This is a genomic window from Frankia casuarinae, assembly GCF_000013345.1.
Classification (GTDB): domain Bacteria; phylum Actinomycetota; class Actinomycetes; order Frankiales; family Frankiaceae; genus Frankia; species Frankia casuarinae.
This window is the reverse complement of sequence record NC_007777.1, coordinates 4,068,409-4,094,961: the sequence shown is the minus strand read 5'-3', so window position 1 is coordinate 4,094,961 and position 26,553 is coordinate 4,068,409. Positions and strand designations below refer to the sequence as shown.

Annotated in this window: 23 protein-coding genes and 1 pseudogene; 12 read left to right on the top strand and 12 right to left on the bottom strand. The window is 69.9% G+C overall.

The genetic code is table 11. From position 1 onward, the window contains the following. The first annotated feature begins 173 nt into the window (after positions 1–173). The 4 genes from FRANCCI3_RS17375 (at position 174) to FRANCCI3_RS17360 (ending at position 6,031) form a co-directional block, all read left to right on the top strand. A complete protein-coding gene (locus FRANCCI3_RS17375; RefSeq protein WP_011437821.1) occupies positions 174–1,451 on the top strand; it encodes an ABC transporter substrate-binding protein in 1,278 nt (425 codons plus the stop codon). Between the two features lie 209 nt (positions 1,452–1,660). Continuing rightward, complete coding sequence (locus FRANCCI3_RS17370; protein ID WP_011437820.1) at positions 1,661–2,650, top strand: malate dehydrogenase; 990 nt, start codon at positions 1,661–1,663, stop codon at positions 2,648–2,650. A gap of 416 nt (positions 2,651–3,066) precedes the next feature. Next, positions 3,067–4,581 (top strand): cation:proton antiporter, encoded by a 1,515-nt coding sequence (locus FRANCCI3_RS17365; protein ID WP_023840335.1) that lies wholly within the window; start codon positions 3,067–3,069, stop codon positions 4,579–4,581. A gap of 55 nt (positions 4,582–4,636) precedes the next feature. Beyond that, entirely contained in the window at positions 4,637–6,031 is a 1,395-nt protein-coding gene (locus FRANCCI3_RS17360; protein ID WP_011437818.1) for a toll/interleukin-1 receptor domain-containing protein, read from the top strand. Here the strand turns inward: FRANCCI3_RS17360 and FRANCCI3_RS17355 are convergent. From FRANCCI3_RS17355 to FRANCCI3_RS17340, 4 genes are all read right to left on the bottom strand, one after another. Next, positions 5,952–7,436 carry a hypothetical protein gene (locus tag FRANCCI3_RS17355; protein WP_011437817.1) on the bottom strand — a complete coding sequence of 495 codons (1,485 nt, stop codon included), beginning with the start codon at positions 7,434–7,436 and terminating at the stop codon, positions 5,952–5,954. The two genes, FRANCCI3_RS17360 and FRANCCI3_RS17355, sit on opposite strands and share 80 nt — an antisense overlap. Before the next feature lie 337 nt (positions 7,437–7,773). Further along, positions 7,774–9,012, bottom strand: a complete 1,239-nt coding sequence (locus FRANCCI3_RS17350; RefSeq protein ID WP_011437816.1) for an IS110 family transposase — start codon at positions 9,010–9,012, stop codon at positions 7,774–7,776. A gap of 440 nt (positions 9,013–9,452) precedes the next feature. After that, the gene (locus tag FRANCCI3_RS17345) at positions 9,453–10,691 is read right to left on the bottom strand and encodes an IS110 family transposase (RefSeq protein ID WP_011437815.1); all 1,239 of its coding nucleotides are present in this window, start codon (positions 10,689–10,691) and stop codon (positions 9,453–9,455) included. Between the two features lie 451 nt (positions 10,692–11,142). Then, positions 11,143–11,988 (bottom strand): aminotransferase class IV family protein, encoded by an 846-nt coding sequence (locus FRANCCI3_RS17340; RefSeq protein WP_011437814.1) that lies wholly within the window; start codon positions 11,986–11,988, stop codon positions 11,143–11,145. A 185-nt stretch (positions 11,989–12,173) separates the two neighbouring features. Here FRANCCI3_RS17340 and FRANCCI3_RS17335 point away from each other — a divergent pair, with 185 nt between their 5' ends. After that, entirely contained in the window at positions 12,174–12,647 is a 474-nt protein-coding gene (locus tag FRANCCI3_RS17335; protein ID WP_011437813.1) for an SCP2 sterol-binding domain-containing protein, read from the top strand. 203 nt (positions 12,648–12,850) lie between these two features. Here the strand turns inward: FRANCCI3_RS17335 and FRANCCI3_RS17330 are convergent, their stop codons facing one another. Beyond that, entirely contained in the window at positions 12,851–13,753 is a 903-nt protein-coding gene (locus FRANCCI3_RS17330) for a TerB family tellurite resistance protein (protein WP_011437812.1), read from the bottom strand. Between the two features lie 344 nt (positions 13,754–14,097). Here FRANCCI3_RS17330 and FRANCCI3_RS17325 point away from each other — a divergent pair. The 5 genes and pseudogenes from FRANCCI3_RS17325 to FRANCCI3_RS17305 all read left to right on the top strand — a co-directional run. After that, positions 14,098–14,325: pseudogene (locus tag FRANCCI3_RS17325) on the top strand (protease); the annotation flags it as partial. A 70-nt stretch (positions 14,326–14,395) separates the two neighbouring features. Beyond that, positions 14,396–14,968, top strand: coding sequence for an IS607 family transposase (locus tag FRANCCI3_RS17320; protein ID WP_035959263.1), 573 nt, complete (start codon positions 14,396–14,398; stop codon positions 14,966–14,968). Beyond that, the gene (gene tnpB, locus FRANCCI3_RS17315) at positions 14,965–16,293 is read left to right on the top strand and encodes an IS607 family element RNA-guided endonuclease TnpB (RefSeq protein ID WP_011437809.1); all 1,329 of its coding nucleotides are present in this window, start codon (positions 14,965–14,967) and stop codon (positions 16,291–16,293) included. Before FRANCCI3_RS17320 ends, tnpB begins: the two co-directional genes overlap by 4 nt. Positions 16,294–16,356: 63 nt before the next feature. Beyond that, entirely contained in the window at positions 16,357–16,653 is a 297-nt protein-coding gene (locus FRANCCI3_RS17310) for a hypothetical protein (RefSeq protein ID WP_131728933.1), read from the top strand. 100 nt (positions 16,654–16,753) lie between these two features. Further along, the gene (locus tag FRANCCI3_RS17305; RefSeq protein ID WP_011437807.1) at positions 16,754–17,173 is read left to right on the top strand and encodes an ester cyclase; all 420 of its coding nucleotides are present in this window, start codon (positions 16,754–16,756) and stop codon (positions 17,171–17,173) included. Between the two features lie 140 nt (positions 17,174–17,313). Here the strand turns inward: FRANCCI3_RS17305 and FRANCCI3_RS17300 are convergent, their stop codons facing one another. After that, a complete protein-coding gene (locus tag FRANCCI3_RS17300) occupies positions 17,314–19,776 on the bottom strand; it encodes a helicase-associated domain-containing protein (RefSeq protein WP_167534320.1) in 2,463 nt (820 codons plus the stop codon). A gap of 207 nt (positions 19,777–19,983) precedes the next feature. Further along, positions 19,984–20,268 (bottom strand): hypothetical protein, encoded by a 285-nt coding sequence (locus tag FRANCCI3_RS17295; protein ID WP_131728932.1) that lies wholly within the window; start codon positions 20,266–20,268, stop codon positions 19,984–19,986. Positions 20,269–21,148: 880 nt separating this feature from the next. Here FRANCCI3_RS17295 and FRANCCI3_RS28615 point away from each other — a divergent pair. Next, positions 21,149–21,274, top strand: coding sequence for a hypothetical protein (locus FRANCCI3_RS28615; protein WP_258165189.1), 126 nt, complete (start codon positions 21,149–21,151; stop codon positions 21,272–21,274). A gap of 134 nt (positions 21,275–21,408) precedes the next feature. On the opposite strand, the gene FRANCCI3_RS28300 is transcribed toward FRANCCI3_RS28615, so the two are convergent. Next, complete coding sequence (locus FRANCCI3_RS28300) at positions 21,409–21,669, bottom strand: hypothetical protein (protein ID WP_023841523.1); 261 nt, start codon at positions 21,667–21,669, stop codon at positions 21,409–21,411. Positions 21,670–21,688: 19 nt separating this feature from the next. Beyond that, positions 21,689–22,006: an NAD(P)H-dependent oxidoreductase gene (locus tag FRANCCI3_RS28295; protein ID WP_235186954.1), complete on the bottom strand. Its 318-nt coding sequence runs from the start codon at positions 22,004–22,006 to the stop codon at positions 21,689–21,691. A gap of 108 nt (positions 22,007–22,114) precedes the next feature. Here FRANCCI3_RS28295 and FRANCCI3_RS17285 point away from each other — a divergent pair, with 108 nt between their 5' ends. Then, positions 22,115–23,242 carry a phosphotransferase enzyme family protein gene (locus FRANCCI3_RS17285; RefSeq protein ID WP_011437803.1) on the top strand — a complete coding sequence of 376 codons (1,128 nt, stop codon included), beginning with the start codon at positions 22,115–22,117 and terminating at the stop codon, positions 23,240–23,242. Positions 23,243–23,322: 80 nt separating this feature from the next. On the opposite strand, the gene FRANCCI3_RS17280 is transcribed toward FRANCCI3_RS17285, so the two are convergent. The 3 genes from FRANCCI3_RS17280 to FRANCCI3_RS17270 all read right to left on the bottom strand — a co-directional run bounded on the left by FRANCCI3_RS17280 (position 23,323) and on the right by FRANCCI3_RS17270 (position 26,411). Next, complete coding sequence (locus tag FRANCCI3_RS17280; RefSeq protein ID WP_011437802.1) at positions 23,323–24,105, bottom strand: enoyl-CoA hydratase/isomerase family protein; 783 nt, start codon at positions 24,103–24,105, stop codon at positions 23,323–23,325. A gap of 296 nt (positions 24,106–24,401) precedes the next feature. Next, positions 24,402–25,529, bottom strand: coding sequence for a twin-arginine translocation pathway signal protein (locus FRANCCI3_RS17275; RefSeq protein WP_085949878.1), 1,128 nt, complete (start codon positions 25,527–25,529; stop codon positions 24,402–24,404). Positions 25,530–25,880: 351 nt separating this feature from the next. Then, positions 25,881–26,411: a hypothetical protein gene (locus FRANCCI3_RS17270; RefSeq protein WP_011437800.1), complete on the bottom strand. Its 531-nt coding sequence runs from the start codon at positions 26,409–26,411 to the stop codon at positions 25,881–25,883. Positions 26,412–26,553 lie beyond the last annotated feature (142 nt).

The following is a 26,553-nucleotide window of genomic DNA, read 5'->3' as shown; positions in this document are numbered from 1 at the left end:
TGACCGGGCCGACCGGGCCCCACCCCCACGCGGTATCGCTCCCCACGCGGCACCGCGTGGGGAGCCCGAAGCGGGATCGGATCCTGAAACCGGGAGCGATCGATCTTCGGTGAATCTCACAAAATCAACGGAATGGCATCGAAGGGTGGTTCTTCTGGTTCAGGCTTGATGGAGTGGGGAGCGTCACGGCTCTGGGAGTCGGGCCGCACCGGCCTCGGCGCCGTCGTGCGGACCGCCGGGCCGCGCTGCTCGGGCTCGTGAGCCTCCTGATCGGCTTGGGAGCGGTCGGCTGCCGGGTCTCCACCGACGGGCCGACCGCGTCCCCGGCCTGCGCGGCGCCGGGCGTCGCTCCGGACGCGATCAGATTCGGCCTGCTCTATCCGGACACCGGAAACGCGGCGTCACTGTTCCGCTCCTTCCGGGCCGGGGTGGACGCCCGGCTCGGGGTGGCCGACAAGGCGGGCGGTGTGTATGGCCGAAAAGTGGTCTATGTCTGGCGGGATGACGCCTCGAATCCCGCCGGAAACCAGGCCGCCGCCCGGGGGCTCGTGGAGAACGACCAGGTGTTCGGAATCATCGAGTCGACCTCCGTGGCCAGTGGTTCCGCCGGTTATCTCAATAGCCGGCGAATACCGGTGACCGGTACCTCGCTGGAGGCGGCCTGGACCCATAACGACAACATGTTCAGCTACTCAAATATGATCTTCGACGGGCCGTCCGTCACGACCTGGGGTGAGTTCGTCGCCGAGCGCGGCGGCCACCGGGCGATCATCGCCCAGTCCGGGTTCTCGGCGACCTCCGTGACCCTCGCCGACAAGATGGCGTTGAGCCTCGCCGCGGCCGGGGTGCGGGTGCTCGGCCGGATCGACGCGACCGGGCCGATCGACATCCCGGGCATCGGCCGGAAGGTGCGCGACAGCGGCGCGGACGTCCTGGTCGGCGCCGTCACCGGCGCCGCCTTCGGCCAGGTGGTCCTGGGCGCCCGGGCGGCCCGGGCGGATCTGCGGGTCATCCTGTCGCCCACCGGCTACGACCAGCGTCTCCTGCAATTGTTCGGCGGAGTGCTGGCCGGGGTCTACAGCTTCGTCGACTACCTGCCGTTCGAGCAGGAGACTCCCGCTCACCAGCGGTTCCTGCAGGCCATGCTGGAGTACGCGCCCCAGGTGTCCCCGCCGGCCCAGCAGGCGGCCCTGTCCGGGTGGATCTCGGCGGACATGTTCCTGCGCGGTCTGGTGGCCGCCGGGCCATGCCCCAGCCGGGAGACGTTCATCAGGGGCCTGCGGGCGGTGCGCGGCTATGACGCGGACGGGTTGCTGCCCGTCCCCGTCAACTTCGCCACCCATTTCGGGCAGATCAACCGTTGCTACACCTTCCTTCAGGTCACCGCGGACGCGAAACGTTTCGCGCTGGTCCCGCCCGTACCACGGTGCGGGACCGAGATCGGCCGGTAGCACGTGCCCCATCGTGGCGCCGCGATGTGAGCCGCGTCCGCGCCGCCCGTGCCTCCTGACCAAGAACTTCGGACTAGCCTCGGACTAGCATCGCTGGGGCGGCAGAAGACGTTCCAGCTCCAGGACCGGTTACCCGGCCGGCTCGGGATCGTTACGAGGACGACACGGGCCGCACCCCGATCTTCCGTGATCTGCACCAGGAGAAGCCAGTGAGCTCAACGCCCGTCAACGTCACCGTAACCGGCGCTGCCGGTCAGATCGGCTACGCGCTGCTGTTCCGCATCGCGTCGGGCCAGCTGCTGGGTGCGGACACGCCGGTGAAGTTGCGTCTGTTGGAGATCCCGCAGGCCGTGCGGGCGGCGGAGGGCACGGCGCTGGAGCTCGAGGACAGCGCCTTCCCGCTACTGGCGGGGGTGGACGTGTTCGACGACGCCAAGCGGGCCTTCGAGGGCACTAATGTGGCCCTCCTCGTCGGCGCACGCCCGCGGACCAAGGGCATGGAGCGTGGCGACCTGCTGTCCGCCAACGGCGGGATCTTCAAGCCGCAGGGCGAGGCGATCAACAGTGGTGCCGCCGAGGACATCAGGGTCCTCGTCGTCGGGAACCCGGCCAACACCAATGCGCTCATCGCCCAGACGCACGCTCCGGACGTGCCCGCCGAGCGGTTCACCGCGATGACTCGGCTTGACCACAACCGCGCGATCGCGCAGCTCGCCAAGAAACTCGGCGTGCCCAGCGCCGAGATCAAGAAGATCACGATCTGGGGTAACCACTCGGCTACCCAGTACCCGGACATCTTCCACGCCGAGGTGGGCGGGCGCAGCGGCGCCGAGGCGGTCGGCGACCAGGCATGGATTGCCGACGAGTTCATCCCGCGGGTCGCCAAGCGGGGCGCCGAGATCATTGAGGTCCGCGGCGCCTCGTCCGCGGCGTCGGCCGCCTCCGCGGCCATCGACCACATCTTCACCTGGGTCAACGGCACCCCGGCGGGCGACTGGACCTCGGCGGCGATCCCGTCCGACGGCTCCTACGGGGTGCCCGAGGGGCTCATCTCCTCGTTCCCGGTCACCGCGTCCGGCGGCCGGTTCGAGATCGTGCAGGGTCTGGAGCTCGACGCCTTCTCCCGGGAGAAGATCGACGCCTCGGTGCGTGAGCTGGCCGAGGAGCGGGAGGCGGTCCGCGCGCTCGGCCTCATCTGAGCCGATTTCTCCCCGCCTGCGCAGGCCGGTGAAGCCTGCGCAGGCCGGCGGAGCGGAGGGACGTGTGGAGGGTCGGTCACGGTTGCCGGCCCGGAAACGTGATTATCCCTCCACGGCTCCGTGTCAGGCGGCGGATGCGGCGGGAGATGACACGAACGGCGGACTTTCCGGCGTCCGTTGTGGTTTCTTCTTGAGGGACGCCGGTACCAGTGCCGGTGCCCGCGGCGTCAGCCGACCGAATCGCAGGCGCGCGGGCGACGGGGGCGACGGGGGATGACGAGGAATCCGGTATCCGGTATCCGGTATCCGTGATTCCGGCTCTCGGCTGGCCTGTCGCCGATGCGCCTGCCGGTCGTCGGACGTCGGCCTGGAGCCCTCGCCGCCGTCAATGGTGGCGAGACGTCCGAGGAGAGACATTGTCCCTCACGTCCACTCGGCCCGTCCCCTCGATCCCGCCGCATTCCCTGTTGCTGTTCCTGCTTCAGCTCGCCATGCTGCTCAGTCTGGCAATTCTGCTCGGACGTGTCGCCGTGCGCCTGCGGATGCCTGCCATCGTCGGTGAGCTCTGCGTCGGCGTGCTCCTCGGCCCGTCGTTGCTCGGAACGCTGTGGCCGACCTTCTCGGACTGGTTTCTTCCGCGTGACGCCGCGCAGTTCCACCTGCTCGACGCGGTGGGACAGCTCGGTGTCCTCTTCCTGGTCGCGCTCAGCGGGTTCGAGATTGATACGCGGATCATCCGCCGGCGCAGTCTCACCGTCGCCCGGATCAGCCTCGGTGGGTTGCTCCTGCCGTTGGGTTTCGGGATCGTCACCGGCGTGCTGATGCCGTCCTCCCTGCTGGGCCCCGACGGCGACCGGACGGTCTTCGCGCTGTTCCTCGGGGTGGCGATGTGCGTGAGCGCCATCCCGGTGATGGCGAAGACGCTCATGGAGATGCGTCTGACCCATCGGGAGGTCGGGCAGCTCGCGCTGGCCGGCGGGGTCATCGATGACGCCGTTGGCTGGCTGATGCTGGCGGTCGTGTCCGCGATGGCGACCACCGGTGTCCGGGCGGGCGACACGGCGTTGTCGGTGCTTTACGTCCTCGGGGTGGGGATCTTCGCGTTGACGATCGGCCGGGTCGTCGTCCGGGCCGTGCTGGGACGGATCATTGCCACGAGTGGTGCCGGGGCCGGGGCTGGCGCCGATCCCGGCGCCAGGAGCGGGTCGGTCGTGGCCTTCGTGGCCGTGCTGGTGCTCGCGTCGGCGGCCGGGACGCAGGCGTTGGAGCTGGAGGCGGTGTTCGGCGCCTTCCTGGGCGGGGTCGTCCTCGGGTCGTCCGGCCTGGTGGATCATGCCAGTGTCGCCCCGTTGCGAATCGTGGTGATGGCGGTGCTTGCGCCCATCTTCTTCGCGACGGCGGGCCTGCGTGTCGATCTCACTGCTCTGAGTGAAACCCGGGTTCTGCTCGCGGCGGTGATCGTGCTCGCGGTCGCGGTCTTCGGCAAGTTTGCCGGTGTGTACGCGGGGGCCCGGGCCAGTCGGCTGACCCCCTGGGAGGGTCTCGCTCTGGGCGCCGGCATGAACGCGCGGGGAGTCATCGAGATCGTGGTGGCCAGCGTCGGCGTGCGGCTGGGGGTGCTCTCCACCGAGACGTACACGATCATCGTTCTGGTCGCGATCGTCACGTCGGTCATGGCTCCGCCGATCCTGCGCCGCGCCATGCGACAGGTCGAGCAGACCGCGGCCGAGGAACAGCGTCGCCTTGTGCTGGACGGTCACCATGCGAGCGGTGCCGGTGGCGTCGGTGCCGCGGAGGCGGGTGTCATCACCCGTCGCGAGACCCGGACGCTCCCCGCGGCTCGGTCCCGCGCACGATACCGAAGGTCGGTGAACCCATCCAATACAACGGGTAGGGACGGGTTAGAATTCGAGGACGAATCCGCCGGCTGACGGACCACCTACCGTCGCGTCGCCGGATTTCTGCGGGCATGCCTACGGGGGACTCGTGACGGACCGGCTGACCGAGGCGGAGATCGAGGCGCTTTCCGCCACTTTTACCAACCAGATGAAGGCGACTCATCTGTTGGAACGTGCCGGGCTGGCGCGTCGGCACCATCCGCAGTTCTACCCGGGTGAGTCGTCGTTCGAGTTCTGGTCCGAACTCGCGTCGCTGTTGGAGAACGGCCTGTTGCCGGACGGCCGGAGGCGCATCCTCACCGAGGCGCATCGGGACTATCGGGGCAACCGGATCTTCGCCGACGCCGTCCGGGAGGACGGTGTTTCCCGTGGCGAGGGCGCCCCGTGGGAGGACGGCGTCCCGCGGCATGTCAGCGTCTTCTGCCTGGATGCCAGGCACTACAGCCGTCAGGACATCGCGACGCAGGCGAGCTGGCGGGAGGGGCTGCGCCGGATCGTCGATGAGGCGGTCGGAGGCGCCGGCCTGCCTCCCCGGTCGATCCGGCTGCGCCAGGATCGCGGCGACGGCTTTCTTGCGGCCGTGGCCGCCGACGCTCCCAAGGCTGTCCTCGCGACCGAGTTCGTCCGGGAACTGCGGATCGCGCTGCGGACCTACAACCGGGGGCGTGACGAGACCGGCCGAATCCGGTTGCGGTTGGCCCTGCACCAAGGCGAGGTGGGTATCGGCGGCAGTGGTTTCGTCGGCGACGCGGCGGTGGTCGCAGCCCGGCTGGTCGACGCGGACCCCGTCCGGCAGTTGCTGGAACAGGACAGGGACGCGGAACTGGCACTCGTCCTGTCGTCCGAGTTCTACCACAGTACGGTGGCCGGGCGGCTGCGGGATCTCGACCCGGCGCAGTACCGCCGAGTCGAGGTGTCGGTGGCGGGCAAGTACGAGGGCCTCGCGTGGATCACGCTGCCGGGGCGCCCGTTTCCGGTGGTGCGGACCCCGTCGAACGGCTCCGATCAGGGGCCGGTCGCGGACGGGAAGTGGGACTTCCTCATCTCCGCGGATCCGTCCGATGAGGCCTGGGGCTCCTGGATTGCCCGCGTGTTGGAAGGCCGTGGTCATTCGGTGCATCTGGCGGCCCTCGACGCGCTGCCCGGTGAGCACGAGATCGGTCTGCTGCATGAAGGGATCTCGCAGTCCCGGCGTACCCTCGCCGTGCTGTCGAAGAGCTACCTGGCCTCGGAGAAGATGCAGGCGGCCTGGCAGGCGGCCTGGCAGGCGGATCCCAACGGCGTGAAGCGCACGCTGATTCCGATCCGCGTCGAGACCTGTGACCCGGCCGGGCTGTTGCGCGGCATCAGCTACATCGATCTCGTCGACAAGAAGGACGGTGCGGCGGCGGAGCTTGAACTGGTCAGGCAGATCGTCCGGTCCCTGAACGGCCGCGGTTCCCGGCCGTCGACTCCGCCACCCTTCCCCGGGCAGCGATCCTGACCGGCCGCCGGCCGGGATCCTCGCGGTCCGCCGCCTCGACGTCGTCGGAGTCACCAGCGGTGCCGGTATCGGGGTCACCAGCGGTGCCGGCGTCGATCAGCAGTCGGCCGAGCCCGCGGCCGTAACTCGTGCTTCCCTCCAGCCTGGACCAGTCGGCCAGCGCCGTCATCATGGCCCGCAGTCCCGCTGCGGACGGTTCTCCGGCAACCGCCTGCTCGGCCTGGCTCTGCACTCTCGCCAGCCAGGTCAGCGCCTCGTTGCCGGCTGTCCGGGCGCGCCGGGCCGCCTCGTCGATCCGGGCCCTGCGCAGGATCGGCCGGCCTGCCGCCGTCGGCGCCCCGGCCAGCCGGAGCAGTCCGGCGGCGCGCCCGCCCTCCGACCCGGCGCGCCCGTAGGCGGTCAGGGCCCGCTGCCACAGTTCCTCCGCGCGTTCCGGATAGGCCGTTCGCGACCGGATGACCCGGCTCCCGCCGGGCCGACGGCCGAGCGTCTGCGCCCCGCCGTCCGGGAAGCCGGCCCAGTCGCCGCGCACCAGCGCCGCATGGGCCAGTGTCGCGTGGTCGGACCCGGCGCCGGCCTCGACCGCGTCCAACGCCATGCCGGCCTCGGCCTCCTGGTTCGCCCGGAACAGCAGATCCGCCCGCAGGATCCGCGCGTACGCCGCCGCCTGTGGCACCGGAAGCTCGTCGAGATGGGTGACGAAGAGATCAGCCGTGGCCAGGGCCTGCATTACGAGTGTTCCGGCAGGGTCGGCGGTCCGTGCGGCGCGCGGCGGATCGGCGCCGTGACCGTGCACGACCACGTGACGGGGCAGGCGATAGGACATGCGATGGGGGATGTGATGGGGGCCGGGCTCGTGCCTCCGGCCGGTTTCGCGGTGGTCGACGCGGAGACCGGTCAGGGCCAGTTGTGCCCGCGCCACCCGAATGCCGGGGATGATCGCGGCGCCGAGCACGCAGATGACCGCGGTCGTCGGTTCGAGCAGCGCGTGCCGTTGACGGGAGATGACCTGCGTCGTCCAGGCGATCAGCGGGGCGTCCGTCATGGTTCGCGACGGCCCGGCTGGTTTGGCCAAGCCGGCCGGAGGCGGAGCGAACGTCCTCGTGGCCCAGGCTCGGACGACGCCGACGTCATCAGGGGACCAGTTGAGGTCGAGAGCCAGCGCGGCGAGGTAGAGCGCCTCGTGCGCCGCCATGTGATCGGGGTCGGTCGGGTCGTGTTCGCTCTGCCGCAACTCCCGCAGTGCTCCTTTCGCCCGGCCGGCGGCGAGCGCCGTCGCCGCGCCGATGAGATGGCGTTCCGCGGGAGGCGGGGAGGGGTAACGGAGAGGCACACCCGCGGGCTCGACGCGGTGCTGTTCGTGCAGCAGGAGCGCTACCAGGAGCCGGGCTGAGGCAAGCGGCATCGTTGCGGTGTTCCTTCACGGACAGCGGGATGGGTCCGGAGCCAGATTTCATCGGAAGAAAGGAAAAATAGCGGGGCATGCCGACAGTATCCGGCGACCCGCCGCGCGGAAATCCATTCCGGCGCTCTCGCCGCGGCCAGGTCGTGGTATCTCTGGTATCTCGCTATATTTTTATAATTCTGAAAAATGCTATTCATTGTCTGAGGAGTGAATTGCTGGACCGCGGAGGGGCTGGTTCCGGGCATGCGGGAAGGCGCTGGGAGCCGGGCTTCCAACGCTGGTCTTATCGGTATTCGGTGCGCGTGCTGCGGGTGTTCCTTTCTGTCTGGGGTAGCGGCTATGCCGCTGGTGTGATGGTGACGGTGTAGCCGAGTTTCTCCAGTTCGCCGACGAGGTTCTTCCGGCGGCGTTCAGGGTCCCGGCGTCGGCGGGCATGCCAGTCTCCGCCGAGGTCCTGGTAGACGGTCTTGTTCGCGATGATGTGCCAGTAGGCGATGAGAATGTCGTGGCGGGTCGCGCCGATCGCTTTCAGGACACCGCGGCGGCCACGGACCTGGGCGTGGTGGGACGCCAGGTAGGTGTCCTTGCTCCGGGCGGCGGCGTGCGCGGCCTCGGTCAACGCGGTACGTAACCACTTGTTACCGTGTCGGGTCCGCCCGGACAGGCGTTTCCCTCCCGAGGTGTTGTTCCCCGGACAGATACCCGCCCAGGACGCGAGATGGCCGGCGGTGGGGAACCGGCTCATGTCCAGGCCGACCTCGGCGAGCAGCACGGTCGCGGTGACCTCACCGACCCCGGTGATCGTGCGGATCCGGTCGACCGTCTCCCGAAAAGGGGCGATCATCACCTCGATCCGGTGGTCGAGCTCGTCGATCTGCTCGTCACACAGGTCGATCCGGGCCAGGAGCTGCGCGGCGAGGAACCCGTGATGCCCGGAGCGGAACGTTCCCGCGCGTGCCTCCTGCAACTGTGGGATCTTGCTGCGGAGTCGGCCACGGGCCTGATCAGCGAGATATTCCAGGGACTGCTCTCCCTCGATCATCTTCTCCAGGATCGCACGGCCCGAGACCCCGAGTAGCTTGGAGGCGACGCTGGTGAGTTTCACGCCGGCGTCCTGCATCAGTTTCTCCAGCCGCTGGATCTCCCGGGTCTTCTCCTCGACCACGATCCGCCGGGCCCGGGTCAGGTCACGCAGGTCCCGCTGGGGTTTCGGCGGCACGAACGAGGCGCGTACCAGGCCGTGCGCGACGAGGTCCGAGATCCACGCCGCGTCCGCGACGTCTGTTTTTCGGCCTGGTACGTTGCGGACGTGGGTGGCGTTGAGGAGCCAGCACTCGAACCGGTCTTCCAGCAGGTGGAACACCGGCTTCCAGTAGACGCCTGTCGATTCCATCCCGACGATCGTCACCCGGCACTCGGTGAGCCAGTCCGCGAGTAGTCCGAGCGAGCCCCCGGTCGTGGTGAACGTCCGGACCTCGGTGACGGCTTTACCCGAACCGGTTTGGATGCGCACCGCCGCGGCGACCGTGTCCCGGTGCACGTCAAGGCCCGCGCACCGTGGGAATAACACCTGCATCTGCCAGCCCTCCATGGTCAGCAACCTGTAGGTGCTGTCCGGAGAGGCCCTGACCACAGGAAACTGAGGAACGCGCTCGTAGCAGCAGGAAAGAGTACCCCAGGACCTCCACCGCCATACTCTTGGACGGGCTCTGAGCACCAGAGAACGCCGACGTCGATCCGGACAGCATCGGAGATGCTGCACGGGACTCGGCGATACCGGGCCGAAACGGCCCACCGGCCAACATCAGGACCACAGGCGTCCCGCGGCCGGACTCAAATTCTCATACGAAAGGGTGGCGGCCACGCCGCCCTGGCTGCTCTGAGGAGTGAATTGCTGGACCGCGGAGGGGCTGGTTCCGGGCATGCGGGAAGGCGCTGGGAGCCGGGCTTCCAACGCTGGTCTTATCGGTATTCGGTGCGCGTGCTGCGGGTGTTCCTTTCTGTCTGGGGTAGCGGCTATGCCGCTGGTGTGATGGTGACGGTGTAGCCGAGTTTCTCCAGTTCGCCGACGAGGTTCTTCCGGCGGCGTTCAGGGTCCCGGCGTCGGCGGGCATGCCAGTCTCCGCCGAGGTCCTGGTAGACGGTCTTGTTCGCGATGATGTGCCAGTAGGCGATGAGAATGTCGTGGCGGGTCGCGCCGATCGCTTTCAGGACACCGCGGCGGCCACGGACCTGGGCGTGGTGGGACGCCAGGTAGGTGTCCTTGCTCCGGGCGGCGGCGTGCGCGGCCTCGGTCAACGCGGTACGTAACCACTTGTTACCGTGTCGGGTCCGCCCGGACAGGCGTTTCCCTCCCGAGGTGTTGTTCCCCGGACAGATACCCGCCCAGGACGCGAGATGGCCGGCGGTGGGGAACCGGCTCATGTCCAGGCCGACCTCGGCGAGCAGCACGGTCGCGGTGACCTCACCGACCCCGGTGATCGTGCGGATCCGGTCGACCGTCTCCCGAAAAGGGGCGATCATCACCTCGATCCGGTGGTCGAGCTCGTCGATCTGCTCGTCACACAGGTCGATCCGGGCCAGGAGCTGCGCGGCGAGGAACCCGTGATGCCCGGAGCGGAACGTTCCCGCGAGTGCCTCCTGCAACTGTGGGATCTTGCTGCGGAGTCGGCCACGGGCCTGATCAGCGAGATATTCCAGGGACTGCTCTCCCTCGATCATCTTCTCCAGGATCGCACGGCCCGAGACCCCGAGTAGCTTGGAGGCGACGCTGGTGAGTTTCACGCCGGCGTCCTGCATCAGTTTCTCCAGCCGCTGGATCTCCCGGGTCTTCTCCTCGACCACGATCCGCCGGGCCCGGGTCAGGTCACGCAGGTCCCGCTGGGGTTTCGGCGGCACGAACGAGGCGCGTACCAGGCCGTGCGCGACGAGGTCCGAGATCCACGCCGCGTCCGCGACGTCTGTTTTTCGGCCTGGTACGTTGCGGACGTGGGTGGCGTTGAGGAGCCAGCACTCGAACCGGTCTTCCAGCAGGTGGAACACCGGCTTCCAGTAGACGCCTGTCGATTCCATCCCGACGATCGTCACCCGGCACTCGGTGAGCCAGTCCGCGAGTAGTCCGAGCGAGCCCCCGGTCGTGGTGAACGTCCGGACCTCGGTGACGGCTTTACCCGAACCGGTTTGGATGCGCACCGCCGCGGCGACCGTGTCCCGGTGCACGTCAAGGCCCGCGCACCGTGGGAATAACACCTGCATCTGCCAGCCCTCCATGGTCAGCAACCTGTAGGTGCTGTCCGGAGAGGCCCTGACCACAGGAAACTGAGGAACGCGCTCGTAGCAGCAGGAAAGAGTACCCCAGGACCTCCACCGCCATACTCTTGGACGGGCTCTGAGCACCAGAGAACGCCGACGTCGATCCGGACAGCATCGGAGATGCTGCACGGGACTCGGCGATACCGGGCCGAAACGGCCCACCGGCCAACATCAGGACCACAGGCGTCCCGCGGCCGGACTCAAATTCTCATACGAAAGGGTGGCGGCCACGCCGCCCTGGCTGCTCTCGGGAAATACGAAGACCGGGGTGGACGTATGGTCGGGGTGGACGCGGTCCTCAGGCCTCCGCAGGAGCATCCGGGCATGTGGGACGCCGTCGACCTGGCTCAGATCGGATCCCATGGCACCGCGTCGTAGCGGCGGGTAAGCGTCGTCATGAGCCATTCGGATCCCATGGCACCGCGTCGTAGCGGCGGGTAAGCGTCGTCATGAGCCATTCGGATCCCGCGAAGAGGTGGCCGTCGATGGCCGGACGGGCGCGATCCCGCGTGAGTTGGTGACGAAGGCGGCCTCGGCCCGCCAGATCCGCCAGTCGCACGGGGGCCCGTACGCTGGGCGGGCCGCCGTCCGCCGGTGCCTGCTCCAACAGCGTCATGGTGACTCCGCGCAGGGCGGGAGCGTCCGGCCAGACGATCATGTTGCCATCGAAGAAACCGATGTTGGTCATTGCGCCCTCCGCGACGAGCCCGCCGGGGGCGGTCAACAGGGCGTCGTCGTAGCCGTCACGGCGGACGAGCCGGCCGTGCTGGATCTGCGCGAACGTCCCGAGATGCTTGAGGTGGGCGAACGGGCGCAGGTACGGCACTGACCGCAGCCGTTGTGGGGTGGTCGGCATGGTTGCCGGTTCGCCGATCGCGACAATGACGCGCACCCCTGCGCCGTCCGGCTGCTCGGTGACGACAATCCGGACCGTGGCATCCAGCGTGGTGGCGGCTGTCGCCGTGGCCTCGGAGCCGGCGGCGGCCGTCTCGGTGGCGTACAGTGCCTGCCGGATGCGGTGGCGAACCAGCTCGCCGTCCAGAGGCTCGCCGTAGAGCTCCTGGTTCGCCTCATTCAGCCGGGCGAGATGCCACCGCAGGCCCCGGGCCCGACCGGCTCGCACCTGCAGCACTGTGAAGTGGCCGTGGGGGAGCAGGGCTAGGCGGTGTGGCTCATCGAGGGGAACGGGGTGCCCGTCGATTTCGACGCGTCGAAGTGTGGGAGTGACCACCTTGGCCACGATAGTGACCCGCCGGCGGGCGGCGGTTCCGTGGGCTGGGCCGTCCGTGGCTGGGCCGTCACGCGCGATGTTCCGGTTGCGTCGCCCACGGAACCGCCGCCGTGTCGTCTTCGCTAGCGTGCTCGTGCGTGCTGCCGACAGGCTGCCGCCCACGAACGCCAACACGAACGCAAAGGAGTGTGGCTATGTCCGATCTTGCCGTCGATTCCACGGCCGACCCGGCGAAACTCGTCAGCGGTCTGCCCGCTATGTCGGAGCGTGAGGTCTCCGACCTGCTGGGTGGGCCGGCCGGTGACGCGGTGCTGGACGAGGTCTTCCGGCAGATGCGCGACACCTTCCGCCCAGAGCAGGCACAAGAAGAGAACGCTCTGGTCCGATTCGTGCTCAACGGTGGACCGGGCGGCGCCGTGCGCACCTACGAGCTGCGGGTCGCCGACGGTGTCTGCACTCTGGCGACACCGCCCGCCACCGGGACCCCGAGTGAATCCGCGGGGGAGCAGACGCTGACCATTATCACGGATCGTGTCCGCTTCGTTCGGGTGGTCTCCGGTCAGGCCAGCGGGGCCAAGCTCTTCCTCACCAGAAAGATCAAGATTGATGGTGACCTGAAGTTCGGAGGCAGGATCCTGTCTTGGTTTGAGATCAAGAAGGAGAGCTGACCGGCGGCGGTCCCCACCGGTGCCGCCACGATGAGGTGCCGGCTGGTGCGGCCGGTGCTGGACGTTCGGGAGTACGAGTTGCCCGCCGGGGCCGACGTGGCCGCTCTGTGCCGTCGCGCCGAGGAGGTCAGCTGGGAAGGCCAGCCGAGGAGGCCATGAGCGGACGGGTCGGCGACGTCGTTCAACCGGCGCCGGCCCGCCCCTCACAGGGCGAACTCGGCGGTGTTCAGGCCGAGGGCGAGGGCGGCCTCCCGCACCACGGCCCGCTCGCTGGCGACGAACTCGCCGTCAACCAGGCCGATCACCTGCCCGATGCGCACCACGGCGGCGGCTTCCGTCACCCGCCCCCGCACCTTGGCGATGTCGGCCAGCGCGGCCTGTTTGCCGGCGGCGAAGTCTGCGGTGAGACGGCTCAGATGTTCATCGAAGAGCCGTTCCACGTCCTGTTCGGGAAACTGGGACATCACCGGATCCGTGGCGATGAAGCCGAGTAGTCCCTCGCGTTCCGCCGGATCGATGCGACCATCGGCCGCGGTGACGAGGGCACAGATCGCCACGGCGGCGTCCCGGAAAGTGAGGCTGCGCAGCTCCTCCCGACGGGCGAACAGCTGCGCGCGCAGTGAGGCCAGGGAGGGCAGCCGCCGGTTGCCGACGGCGGGATCGAGGCCGCGCCAGAGCGGCCAGCCTTCGGCGAGCCAGCGACGTACCACCTCGGCCATCGATAGCGGGCGCAGGCGTGTCGCGAGGAGCACGTTGATGTTAACCGGAACCAGCGTGTGCTCCCCCCAGCGTGACGGCGTCGGGATGTCGGACGGCCAGAAGCCGGCGAACATGATACTGAGCACGTGATCGGTTGCGGATTCAGGTGAGTGGCCGGTGATGGTTCCGTCGTGCTCGACCGCCCCGATGAACTGCCGGGAGATCGTCCGAGGGCCGGCGAGGCGGCCTACCTGCCGTTCGAGAGCGTCGTCCGTGCTCTCTCCCGCCGCCACCGGACCGCCCGGAAGGACATGCCAGGCTTCTCCCGGCGGGCGAGCGAGGAGAATGCGGTCGTCAATCCGTACGAGAAGCCGAACATCAAGCCGAATAGCAGCCTGCAAAGGCATACCGAAAGCCTCCTGAAGACGCACGGCACAAGGCGGGTTACGCGCAGGCACCATCATCCACCAGATGGCGGAGCGAGTGGACGCGGCGGTCCGGAACTACTCATCTGCGCTGCCGGCGTGACCGCTCGGTCCGGGTGCCGCGTGCCGCCGTAGACCGCCGGGCGTCGCGCAGGTCCGCGGCCAGTGGTGGGGTGGGATCGGCCAGTCTCGGAAGGATGATGGTGTCTGTGGCGGCTAGGACGTCGAGCCGTCCGGACCTTAGCGCCGAGGCGTGGGCGCGGCGCCACCGGATCCGTATCCAGACCGTCCGCGCCCGATCCTAGGCCGATCCTGAGAGGCATACCGTGACCAAGTTTCTGCTCAGCGTGCATGTCCTGGCCGCGATCCTCGCGATCGGACCGGTCACCGTGGCCGCCAGCATGTTCGCCCCGGCTGCGCGCCTGGCGCTGACCTCCCCGGGCGACGAGCGTGCTGCCGGGATCGTCCGCGTGCTGCACCGGATCTGTGGCGTCTACTCCGCGCTCGGCCTCGTCGTACCGATCTTCGGGTTCTTCACCGCGCAGAGCCTGGGGGATGAAAGCTGCTGCCGAATCAGCGTCCGATGGCGTCTGATGGCCTCTGATGGCGTCGTATGATGTTCGTGTGAACCTTAAGGAGTGGGCCGCCGCGAACGGCGTCGGGTACACCACGGCGCGGCGCTGGTACCGCGACGGCCTGCTCCCGGTCCCTGCCCGCAAGGTCGGTGGGCTGGTACTCGTCGACGAATCCACCGTGCCGGCCGGGCGCCCCGTCGCGGTGGTGTACGCCCGGGTGTCGTCCGCTGACCAGAAGCCGGACCTTGACCGGCAGGTCGCCAGGATCGTCACCTGGGCGGCCAGCCAGAACCTGGCTGTCGGCAGGGTCGTGACCGAGGTCGGGTCGGCGCTCAACGGTCATCGGCGGAAGTTCCTCGGCCTGCTGCGCGACCCGGCCGTGGCGACGATCGTCGTCGAGCACCGGGACCGGTTTGCCCGGTTCGGCGCCGAGTATGTCGAGGCGGCGCTGTCGGCGCAGGGCCGGCGGCTGCTGGTGGTCGACCCGGGCGAGGTCGACGACGACCTGGTGGGCGACGTCACCGAGATCCTGACGTCGCTGTGCGCCCGGCTGTACGGTCGTCGGGCCGCGGCGAACCGGGCCGCCCGCGCCGTCGCCGCCGCCACCGAGGCTGGCGAGTGACGACGCTCCAGGCGTACCGCTTCGCCCTCGACCCGAACCAGGCCCAGCTCGCCGGTATCCGCCGCCACGCCGGGGCGTCGAGGTTCGCCTACAACTGGGGCCTGGCCCGGGTGAAGGCCGCGCACGCCCAGCGTGACGCCGAGCAGTCCTACGGGCTGACGGGCGACCTGCTCACCCCCGTCCCGTGGACGCTCCCCGCGCTGCGCCTCGCGTGGAACGCGGTCAAGCGGGACATCGCCCCATGGTGGGACGAGTGCTCGAAGGAGGCGTTCCGCGCCGGGCTCGACCAGCTTGCCCGCGGGTTGAAGAACTTCACCGACTCCCGGCAAGGGAAGCGGAAGGGCCGGCGGGTCGGCTTTCCCAGGTTCAAGAAGCGGGGAAAGGCCCGTGACTCGTTCCGGTACACCACCGGCGCCTACGGCCCGGCTGACGAGACCTACGTGAAGCTGCCCCGGATCGGGCGGGTGAAGGTCCACGAGCCGATGGGCGCCCTGACCGGCCGGCTGGCCGACGGACGTGCCCGACTGTTCGGCGTGACCGTGTCCCGGACTGCTGACCGCTGGTTCGTGTCGTTCACCGTCGAGGTCGACCGCGACGTTCCCGAGCGGCCGTCGCGACGGCAACGCGCGGGCGGCCCGGTGGGCGTCGACCTCGGCGTGAAGCACCTCGCTGTTCTGTCGACCGGGCAGACCGTTCCCAACCCGAAGCACTACCAGCGGGCCGAACGGCGACTGCGCCGGGCGTCGCGGGCCCACGCCCGGTCGAAGCCGGGCAGCGCTGGGCGGCGGCAGCGCGCCGCCCAGCTCGCGACGATCCATGTCCGGGTCGCGAACCAGCGCCACAACGGGCTGCACAAGCTCACGACCCGGCTCGCCCGGTCCCACGACACGGTCGTCGTCGAAGATCTGCACGTCGCCGGGATGGTCCGTAACCGGCGGCTCGCCCGCGCGGTCGCCGACGCCGGCATGGCCGAGGTCCGCCGGCAGCTTGCCTACAAGACCCGCTGGTACGGATCGACGCTCGTCGTCGCCGACCGCTGGTATCCCAGCTCGAAGACCTGCTCCGGCTGCGGCTGGCGAAACCCAAGCCTGACGCTGTCCGAGCGCACCTTCACCTGCCAGTCCTGCGGGCTGGTACTCGACCGCGACCACAACGCCGCGATCAACCTGCACCACCTCGTCGCCGCCAGTACACCGGAGACGGAAAACGCCCGTGGAGCCGACCGTAAGACCCGCGCAAGCGGGCGGGTGGCTGGGAAGCGGGAACCCGGCACGGCCACGGCCGGTCAGACCGGGGGTGCCTCGCCGAGAGGCGAGGCGGCATGAGCGGACGCTATCAAGCGCTTTCATGCAACGGTTCTTGGGCAGAGCTGGTTGATCGTCGCGATCGTGCTGACGACCGTAGCCGCCGCCGTGCTCCTCATCGTGGTGCTGCCCGGACAGCGTGACGTCCTCGACGAGATCGTCGCCGGATCCCCGGCCGTCCCCGACCGTGCGCAGGATGGTGGCGCGGTGGCCATGGATGGTGGCGCGGTGGCCATGGATGGTGGCGCGGTGGCCATGGACGCGGCCGCGGCGCGCGCCCGCACGAGCGGTCTCGCGATGGCGGCCGGTGTGTTCAGCCTGCTCTGGGTCATCGTCACCGTTCTGATGATCATCCGCCCCGGCTCGACCACGAGCGTCTGACGTCCTCCCGGACATCCGGTTTTCCGTCGGGAACCGGCCCGGTGGTGGGATGATCGCCCTCTGGGCGGTGTGTGCGGCAGGCAAGCCTGGAGGATGTCACGTGGGAGAGGCGCTGGACACGGTGAAGCGCGCGCTGGACGCCTTCGACCTCGGTGACGAGGCCTCGGTGCTGTCGCTACTTGACGAGGATCTGGTCGTCGAGGCACCGGGCGGGGTGCGGATCAAGGGGCGCGCGGCGGGCGCCGAGTACAGCGCCGCCTTCCTGGCGGCCTTCGGTGAGATCGACGTCGATACCCACGTGCTGGCCGAGCAGGGCGAGATCGTGGTCGAGGAGTACACGCTGACCGCGACGCACGTCGGCGTCTACCGCGACCCGGACGGTACGGAGCTCGCGCCCACCGGGCGTCGGATCAACCTGCGTGTCGTCGAGGTCTACCGGGTCGAGCGCGGCCTGATCACCGAGAACCGGCTGTACTTCGACCAGACGCGGCTCGCTCGCCAGCTCGGTCGACCCGCCTGAGCCGCCCCGGGCCTGGCGGCCCCGCCCCGGGCTGGCCGGGCGTGAGAGCCGACGGGTCCAGATTCGAGAGCTGATCGGCATGGACCTACTGCCTGCGGAACCCGGCTGACCGGTCATGCCCGGGGAGAAGGGGGTGCCGGTCAGCCGACGGGACTGACGGACTCGATGTTGGCGATGGCGAACTCGCGCTCGGCGTTGCGCAGGTGGCACCAGGAGTCCAGCCACCGGCCGAAGAGCTGGTTCGGCTGGATGCGGCGGACCGTCCGGGTGCCCTGCTTGTCCCGGTAGGCGATGACCACATCGCTGCGGCGTTCCACCGCGTCCGCCAGCACGGCGAGCTCGGCGTCGTTTAGCCGTCCGTTCATCTCGCCGAGCCGCTGGGCCAGGTCGGTCAGCAGGGTGACACCGTCGTCATTGCCGCTGCGCAGGCGCTGGGCGAGTTCGTCGGCCGTCAGCCGCCGTCGGGTCGCCGGCGGACCGGCGGGGGACCCTCCGTGCGGTCGGGACGCCCGGGACTCCCGGGACGGCTGTGCCGGGGCCCCCCGCGGCGCCTTCCGCCCCGGTCCGCTCGTCACGATGACGGTGCCCGTCGCGTCCTCGGCGACGGGGTAGAAGCCCGTCCGGCGCAGCTCGGCGAGGACCGTGTCCAGTTCCACCGGGCTGGCCAGCACGGTGGGGGCGAGCCGGGCGAGGTGCAGCTTCGCCAGTGTCCGGGTGTGGAGGATCTCGGCGGTCGTGGGCTCGTCGGCGAGGACGGCGCTGCGCATCCCGCGGACCCGCACGTGTCCGTGCCGGCGGGCGACGTCGGCGATGAGGTATTCGAGCGGCTGCGGGAGACCGTGGTCGGCGATGGCGCGTAGCTGTTCGAGCAGCTCGGTGGCGGACCATCCGGCGTCCATCGCGGCGCGGACGCTGGCGGAGGTGAACCGCCAGGTCCCGGCCGCGCCCCGGGACTCCGGCACCGCCGCGGCCCGCAGGAGCTGGGATATCGCCGCGCTGGGCTGGCCGGACACGACCGCGGTGAGATCGGACTGCAGGATCAGGCTGGACGGCGTCGCGGGCAGCAGCTCGGCGCAGCGGTCCGCCAGATCCCGCACCGTCCTCGCGACCTGCGCGGCGAGCTCGTCCGCGGTCGAGACGATCATAAGCCCGACGGTGGCAGCCGCCGCGTCGGTGGTGCTCGGCGCGGCCTCGATCAGGGCCTGGCCGGGCTCGGACAGGACGTCGAGGGCGAACACCCCGAGCAGCTCGGCCTCGCGGATCGACGCCGCCACCTTGATCTTGCAGGTGGCGGCGTCGTAGCCGTGCAGGGGGAAGAACCAGTCGAGGTTCTCAGCCGTGAGCCGCACCGACCGCCCGCCGGCCGCCGCGCGGATCAGCACCCGGCGAATCTGGCCCGCCCCCGACCCGATGGGCAGGGGCGGCGGGACGTCCTTCTCGTCGGCACCCTCGCGGCTCGTCGGCGCGTGCTCCAGAGCGTGCCACGCCGCCGCCAGCGTCGCCCACTGATGGCTTGGCGACTCCTCCCGCCACTCCTGGAACCGCGGGCTCGGTGCGTAGCCGCCTTCGGTGAAGGCCAGCAGGCCGGCGGCCGCGACCAGGTCGATCCACAGCGGCAGCTCGGCCAACGGTGTCGACAGCCGCTTCGCCAGCCGGGCCCGTTCCCGCCCACCGACGCCTCCTCGCTTGAGCGCCACGACGGGGGCGGCGGCGGCCTCGTCGAGCAGGGCGGTCACGGCGCGGATAGCGCCCTGGGCGGCCGCCTGGGAGCTCGACCGGACGGCGGCCTCGTTCACCTCCGGCCGGGGAATGTCCGGCGGCCCGGTGAGCCCCAGGTCCTGCCTGGCCAGCCAGGCGGCGACCGCGACCTCACGGGGGAGCTCCGGCCGGTTGCCGACGCCCAGCACCAGCCCCGCGGTGATCAGCTGCCTGATGGACCGCGTGGCTGCCCTGCGGTCATGGATCTCCTCGAAGGGCGTGTAGGGGAACATGTAGGGGAAGTAGCCGCCGGCCGTGGCCAGGCGCAGGTCATCGAGTTGCTGCCGCGCCGGGGCGGGCAGGGAAGCGATGATCGTCGCGATGCGGCGGGCATCGGACATGAGTTCGGTGAGCCGCGCGACCAGCTCGGTCTTGCGCAGGTTTTCGGCCGGAGCCCCGAGCGCCGTGACCGCCTTACGCAGATCCTCGACCAGGACGTTGCGGGCGATTTTTGCGACCGGGCGGGCGGAGCTGATCTCCTCGACCCAGTGGTTGTGCAGCGGCTCCGGGAGTCGGACCACCGTGTCGGTCCAGGCGAGGCCGCGGGCGCACAGATCGTCCACCCCGGCGCGCACCGCGTCCGGTAACGCGCCCAACAGCTCGGCCATCCGGGGCACCGTCGCGGACTCCCCCAGCAGCGCCGCCGCCTGGCCGACCCGGAGCGTGTCGCGGTTCAGCTCCCACAGCGCCGCCGCCAGCGAATCCGGGCTTTCCAGCCGCTGCGCGAGCTGCCCGAAACCGCGGGGTACCGGCTCGATCAGCACGTCCGGACGCGAGCGGAGCAGAGCGGCCAGCGCCGGCAAGTCCAGATCCGCAAGATGGTCAACGAACGATCGTGGTGTCATCCCCTCCATTCTTATGCGCGCCGAACGGGCACGGTCGCCCGGTCTGCCGGTAGCAGACATCCGAGACCACGGTCGCCCGTTCCCGATCCGTCCGGATTGCGAGCGCACCGGTGGCGCCGGCGAACGGCATCGGCGCCCTCCGGACGGTCGCCGGTACCGCGGACGGTCGCCGGTACCCCGGGCCTCGCCGTCGTTGCCGGTGCGGCCTCACTGATAGCCGATGTGGAGGACGGTGGGGCTGGTAGGCGCATCGCTGTCGATGACGACCGTCGGCCCGTCCGGACCACCCCCGGGACCACCGGCCCAGCCGAAAGTGAACATGTAGCTGTGCCCCGGCGCGATCCGGAGGTGGGAGTTCTGATCCAGGAGGCGCTCACCGTCCACCGAGATTGACTGGACGTGCAGGATCCCCGGTCCTTTGTCGGTGATTGTCAGGTCGGTCTGCCGCCCGACGCCGCTCACCGCGCCGGTCTCGTACGAAACGTTGATCACCGGGAGTGGATGATACGTCGAACGGCGGATCATGGCGCCGGCAGGCAACGCTGAGAACAGAATGAGCAGTATTGCGGTGACCATGATGGATACGGCGCGGCGGGACGGGTGCCGGGTACGGGCCGAAACGGATTGCGCCGCATCCCCCATAGCCCCGGAGTCGTCGGTAAGGACGGGCACCAGATCGAGGTGCGGGCGGCACACCGACCTGCCCGGTGAGGGGAGCATGGTTTCCTCCGCGCTGTATTTCCAGAAATCTGTCATCCCGGCCCGAGGATACTAGGGGCCCGGTACGCTGAGTGGTCAGGTCCTACGGGAACATCTCCACCGGACCGGAAGCATGAGCCCATCCGGGGTATGCGGATACCCCTTGCGGGCACCCCCGGTGAATGTGGACGCAGTCGGTCATCCGGCCCGTGCTGTCGGGCAATGGTCGGTAACTGGAATGGTCCTCCCGGATGGCGGTCAACGGCGGTCAACGGCGGTCAACGGCGGTCAACGGCGGTCAACGGCGGTCAATAGCGGTCAACGGCAGGCGTGACCGCCGCCCGGACTTGCGCCGGTTCGACACAGATGTATCGGTTCTCCCATCTTGTGAATGTTGTCATCGATGGTTGGACGGGCAGGGGCGTTCCGGTGTCAACCGCATCGGGTTCTCACCGGCCCGGCTGCCCGCCCGATGCGCGGCCCGATAATCCGGACGGGAATACGTAAACGTGAAACGGAATCGAAGGGCTCGGCGCGCCGTTGTCATTGAGTGGGGAAGTTCTGGTAGGGAATAGCGGATCGGAGAACACGTGAGAGACGCGAGAGAGGTTCAAATATGCGTCGACCCGTTAAGAGAAGAACCGGGCGAGCTGTCGGTGTCCGTCGCATTCTGGTGACCATCGGAGCCGCCGTCACGCTCGGTCTGCTCACCACCGGCGCGGGCTGCCAGCCGCCCGGCACACCCTGCCCTCCCTACCCACCCGTCCCGCAACCCAACTGCCAGCCCATCCCGAACTGACGTGTCCGGCCGCGGCGGGTCACCTGTCCGGGTGAGACGCCGCGCAGGGCGCAAGGGAGGGAAGATCGGTGTCCCACACGCGGGTCCATCGGTGGTCGGCCGTCCGGGTCGGTCGCCGGTGGGCCGCGATGGGCTCACCCCGCCGCGACATCTGCCGTGTCCGCGACATCTGCCGTGTCTGCCGTGTCTGCCAGGCCGAGGTGGTGCACGACGGCCCGCGGAACCTCGGCGAGTCCGGCACGCACCCGTGGGTCGCTCACCGTGCCGTCCGGACCGATGGCCTCCCTTGCCACGGGCAACGACGCGCAGGCCGACGCGCTGACGTTGGCAGCCACCTGGTCCAGCACCGTCCCCAGCTCGGCCCGGGCACCCCTCCCCCGGCTCGGGGCGGCCACGTTGACCCAGGCAGCGGACTTACCGTAGAGCTCCCCGCCGCCGATCGTCCAGTCGATCAGGTTCTTGAAGCTTCCAGTTCTTGAAGCTTCCAGGTAGCGCGCCTGCGTACTGCGGGGTGCGGAACAGCACGACGTCGGCCGCTGTGAGCTGCGCGCGCAGTTCGGCCCCGGCAGGCTGGGGCGCGTCGTCGCTCTTGCCGTAGCCGTGCTCTTGCCGTAGCCGTGCTCTTGCCGTGGCGGTGGTTCTTCGATGGTGGGTTTCGACGGTGGGTGCGGCCGGGCCCGGTTCCTTGACGGCGGCCCGCCGACTCCGGCAAACAAGATGGATGCGGACCATTTCCCCTGGTGAAACAGGGTTCAGGCAAGGGTTCAAGCAGGCCGGAGCGGTACGCGGGGTCACGTCCTCCCACGGGGACGCCATCTCGCCCGGACCGGTGGTCGTACGGTGAGCACGACCTCCGTCGACGGGCTGGTGGGGCTGGATGGCGTCCTCGGTGACGTCCTCGCCGCCTATGATCTCGGCCCGTCGCCGCGGGCGAGCCTGCTGCATGTCTCGGAGAACGTCACTTACCGCGTGGACGACCCGGCGACCGGCCGGCGTTGGGCGTTGCGGCTGCACCGGCCCGGGTACCACACTCTCGTCGAGATTCACGGGGAGCTGGCGTGGGTGGCTGCCCTGCGCGCCGACGGCGTGGTCGTGACGCCGCCGGTCGTGCCGACGAGGGCGGGTGGGCCCGTGGCGACCGTGGCCGCGACCGGAACCCTCCCGCCGAGTGCCGCCTCGCCGGATCCCGCTGGGCTGGATCCCGCTGGGCCGGATGGTGCCGAGCGGCACGCCGTGTTGTTCGAATGGGTCGACGGACGTTCACCGGAACCGACGGACCCCATGTCCCTGCGCGGCGCGTTCGGGCAGCTCGGGGACATCACCGCGCGGCTGCACCGGCACGCGCGGGAGTGGTCCCGCCCGACTACCTTCGCCCGCTTCGAGTGGACCTGGCGGAGCATGCTCGGCGACGCCGGCCGGTGGGGGAGCTGGTCGGAGGGCTTGGTCACCGCGCTGGCCGACGGCCCCGGCCCGCCGGGGGACGGCCCGCGGGGGGACGGCCGCGCGGCGTTGGGCCTGCTGAGCCGGGCCGCGGCCGACATCGAGGCACGCCTGGCCGCCTTCGGCACCGGGCCGGACCGGTTCGGGCTCGTCCACGCCGACATGCGGCTGGCGAACCTCCTGGTACCCCGGGATGCGTCCACCGGGGACGTCTGCGTGATCGATTTCGACGACTGCGGCTTCGGCTGGTACCTCTGGGATCTCGCCGCGTCGCTGTCCTTCATCGAGCACCTCGACGAGGCCGGCGACCTGGTGGCCGCCTGGCTGGCCGCCTACCAGCGCCAGCGCCCGCTCACCGCGGACGACGTAGCGATGATCCCTACCTTCGTCCTGTTGCGCCGGCTGCTCCTGGTGGCCTGGCTGGGCACCCATCCGCACTCGGACGCGGTGCCGAGCGCCTCCGAGTACGCCCGGGACAGTTGCGAGCTGGCCGAGGCCTATCTGGGCGGGCGGTTCCTCACCGGCTGAGGCGGCGGCCCGCGGCCAGGCCTGACCGCTGGCTCGTCCCGCCCGCCCGAAATCCCCGAGGACCGGCACGCCCGGACCACTCAGCGGCCGGTGAAACGGGGCGCGCGGCGCTCCGTCGAGGCGCGCACCCCCTCGGCGAAGTCCTCGGTGGCCCGCAGTCTGGCCTGCTCGGCGGTTTCCCGCTCGGTGGCCGCCCGGATGACGGGGACGAGATCCGCCCACATCGTCTCCCGGATGCTGCGCACGGCCAGCGGCGCGGCGGCGGTGACCTCACCGGCCAGCGCCACCGCGGCCTCCCGCAGCTCGGCGTTCGGCACGAGCCGGTCGGCGAGGCCGATGTCGAACGCCTCCTGCCCACCAACCCGGCGACCGGTGTAGAGCAGGTCGAGCGCCTTCTGCCGGCCGACGACCGCCGGCAGGGTCACCGAGATGCCGAAGCCCTGGTGCAGCCCGATCCGGGAGAAGTTCGCCGCGAAGCGGCTGTCCGGGCTTGCGACCCGGAAGTCCGCGGACAGCGCGAGCCCCAGCCCGCCGCCGACCGCGCTGCCCTGCACCGCGGCCACGACCGGTATCGGGGAGGCGAACAGCCGTAGCGCCTCGCGGTAGAGGGCCGGCGCCCCCTCGTCCGCCGAGATCGCCTCGGCCGCACTCGCGCCGGAGAAGTCGGCTCCGGCGCAGAAGTTCCTGCCCTGGGAGCACAGCACGACGGCACGGACGTCGGAGTCGGCGCCGAGCTTGTCGTAGATGTCGGCGAGGGTCTGGATCAGGCGCACGTCGAAGAAGTTGTGCGGCGGACGGCAGACCTCGACGACGGCGACGTGGCCGGGCAGGGTCTGTACCGCGATGTCTCCGGACTCGCTCATGATGATCCTCCGTCGGGTCGTCCGTGCTGGTGCCGGCGGTCCGCCGTGCCGGCGGGGTCTCCTCCGTCCGACATCGTCCATCCTGACCGAAAACGCCTCGCGGGTCGCGTCACGGACTGGGCCTGGACCGGGCCTGGACTGGGCCTGGAGTGAGCGGACTGAGCCTGGAGCGAACGGAGACGGACGCGGCTGACCTCCCGTTCCCTGACGACGAGTTCGACGTGGTGCTCTCCTGTTTACCGACTAGATCATGCTCACGGTGTTCAATGTGCTGTGCTGACCGGACAGCCGCCGCGTCAGCGGCCGGGGGCCGGCCAGAAGGTCGCGAGCGGAATCGGGGAGTCGGCCGGGTCCGAGGAACCGAGGACGACGTCGGCGGGGGTGATGGCGTTCGCGTCGCTGTACGGCCCGCCCAGCGTGCCGAGATCGGTGAAACGGCCGTCGCGCCAACGGAACGCGTGCCCGTTCGCCGTGCCGGCGACGGTTCCCCGGTCGTTGATGGCGGTCACCCCAAAGTCGCCGCTGGGCACGCTGATGGTCGCGCGCTGGCCGTGCCACCAGACGAATGCATGGTTCGACGAGCCGCGGCTCAGGACGAGGACCTGGCCGGCGTTGTTGATCCCGATCGCCCAGGATTCGGTGTCGCCGGGCGGCGTACCGAGGTCGATCAGACGACCGCGTTCCCAGAGGAAGGCGTGGGTGTGCCCGTCGGCCGTGTCGCTGTAGCCCACGATCTGCCCGGCGTCGTTCGCGGCCACCGCGGTGCTTGACGGGCCGCCGAGGGTACCCAGGTCGTGCAGGGTGCCTCTCCACCAGCGGAAGGCGTGGGACGGGCCGGCGGCGGTGTTACTGCTGCCGGCGATGGCCCCGGCGCTGGTGACCGCGACGGCGGAGCTGCTCGGGCCGCCGAGCGTACCCAGGTCCTGCAGGTGGTTGTCCGCCCACCGGAAGGCATGGAACGTACCGGCGTTGGTGGTGCTGGTGCCGACGATGACCCCGGCGCGGTTGACCGCCACCGCGGCGCTGCTGTAGCCGCCGGCCGTGTGGGTGCCGCCGAGGTAGCCCAGACCCTGGGGCTGGGAGGTTCCGTGTTCCAGCCGGAACGCCTGCCGGTCGTAGTGGCTGACGAAATCGCCGATGACCAAGCCGTCCTCGGTCACCGCCTTCGGCTCTGTGCTGCCGTTGAGGACATGCACGGTGCCGTCGCGCCAAAGGAAGCCCGTGGTGCTGTACGCGCCGCTGTCCCAGTGACCAACGTAGAGTCCGCGGCTGTTGCCACTGGTCAGCGAGCCGGGACTGCCCGGTCCGGGAATGCCGACCCCGGCCGGCGTCGTCTGGCGTGGGTCAGGTCGTGGTTCTGGAACCGGCGCCGCCAGGGCCGGGGGAAGCCCGGTGAGGGACAACGGTGCGGCGGCTGCGGCCATGACCGCTAGGTGGACGAATGTTCTCCGGTTGTTCGGCACGGCCGACCTCCCTGGTCAGGCCTTCCCGACCGTCGTCGTGGCCGCCGGGGCGCCGTCGCACGGGTTCGGTCGCACGGGTTCGGTCGCCAGGATCCTGGCGCCGGATCGGGTCGGGATGGCTGGACGGAGGACCGGCTGGCACCCCGTCAATTGATTACTAACTGAAGCCGGATGGTGTCGATCTGTAGTCGGCTTGTCAATGAATGACACGCCCCGCCTGCGGCCGCGAGGCGCGGAACGTCGCGGGCGCGGGCCGGTGAGCGGCGCGCTGACGTGGGCCTCAGCCGACTCCACCCAGATGGTGCGGACGGCTCAGGACACCGTGATGTCGAGTTTCATCCCCAGCGACTCGTGGTTGTCGACCGGGCAGTCCAGCTCGTAGGTACCCGGCTGCAGAGTCACGGTGAGGTCCTCGGACTCACCGGGTGCGAGGTCTTTCGTCGTGGCCTCGTGCAGGCCGGGCCCCTCGATCCTCAGCGCGTGCGTCACGTGCCCGGCATTCTGGGTGACGAAGGTGTAGATGCCCGGGGTGAACGTGTTCCGGGAAAGTTTGATCACGAACTCGGTCTCGGTGACCGTCACCTTCGTCGCGCCCGCGGTTCCCGCGCTCGTCAACGGACCGGTCGGGGACGGCTTGGCCGACACCGAAGCGGGCGTGGTCGGCGTGGGCCGTGGCGTCGGGGTGGTTGTGCCGCCGCACGCGGCGGTGAAGGCGAGGATCACCGTGCCCGTCGCCATGACCGCGGCAGCCCGGCGCCCACCGCGCCGATGCGCGGCCCGTCGACCCTCGAGAAGGCCGGGGCGGGCGGGGCCCGCGGTCGAGGTTCGCAGGTGATCGGTCACGTGGTCTCCTCGGAAGGTCCGCCGGTCGACTGCGATGGTGCCCTGACGTCGTGACGTCGTCCTCTAAGCGGCTCCGGCGCGTCGCGTCGCATCACGCCGAGGGCACCACGAGGCGGTCGCGTAGGCCGTGGACGGCCGGTGG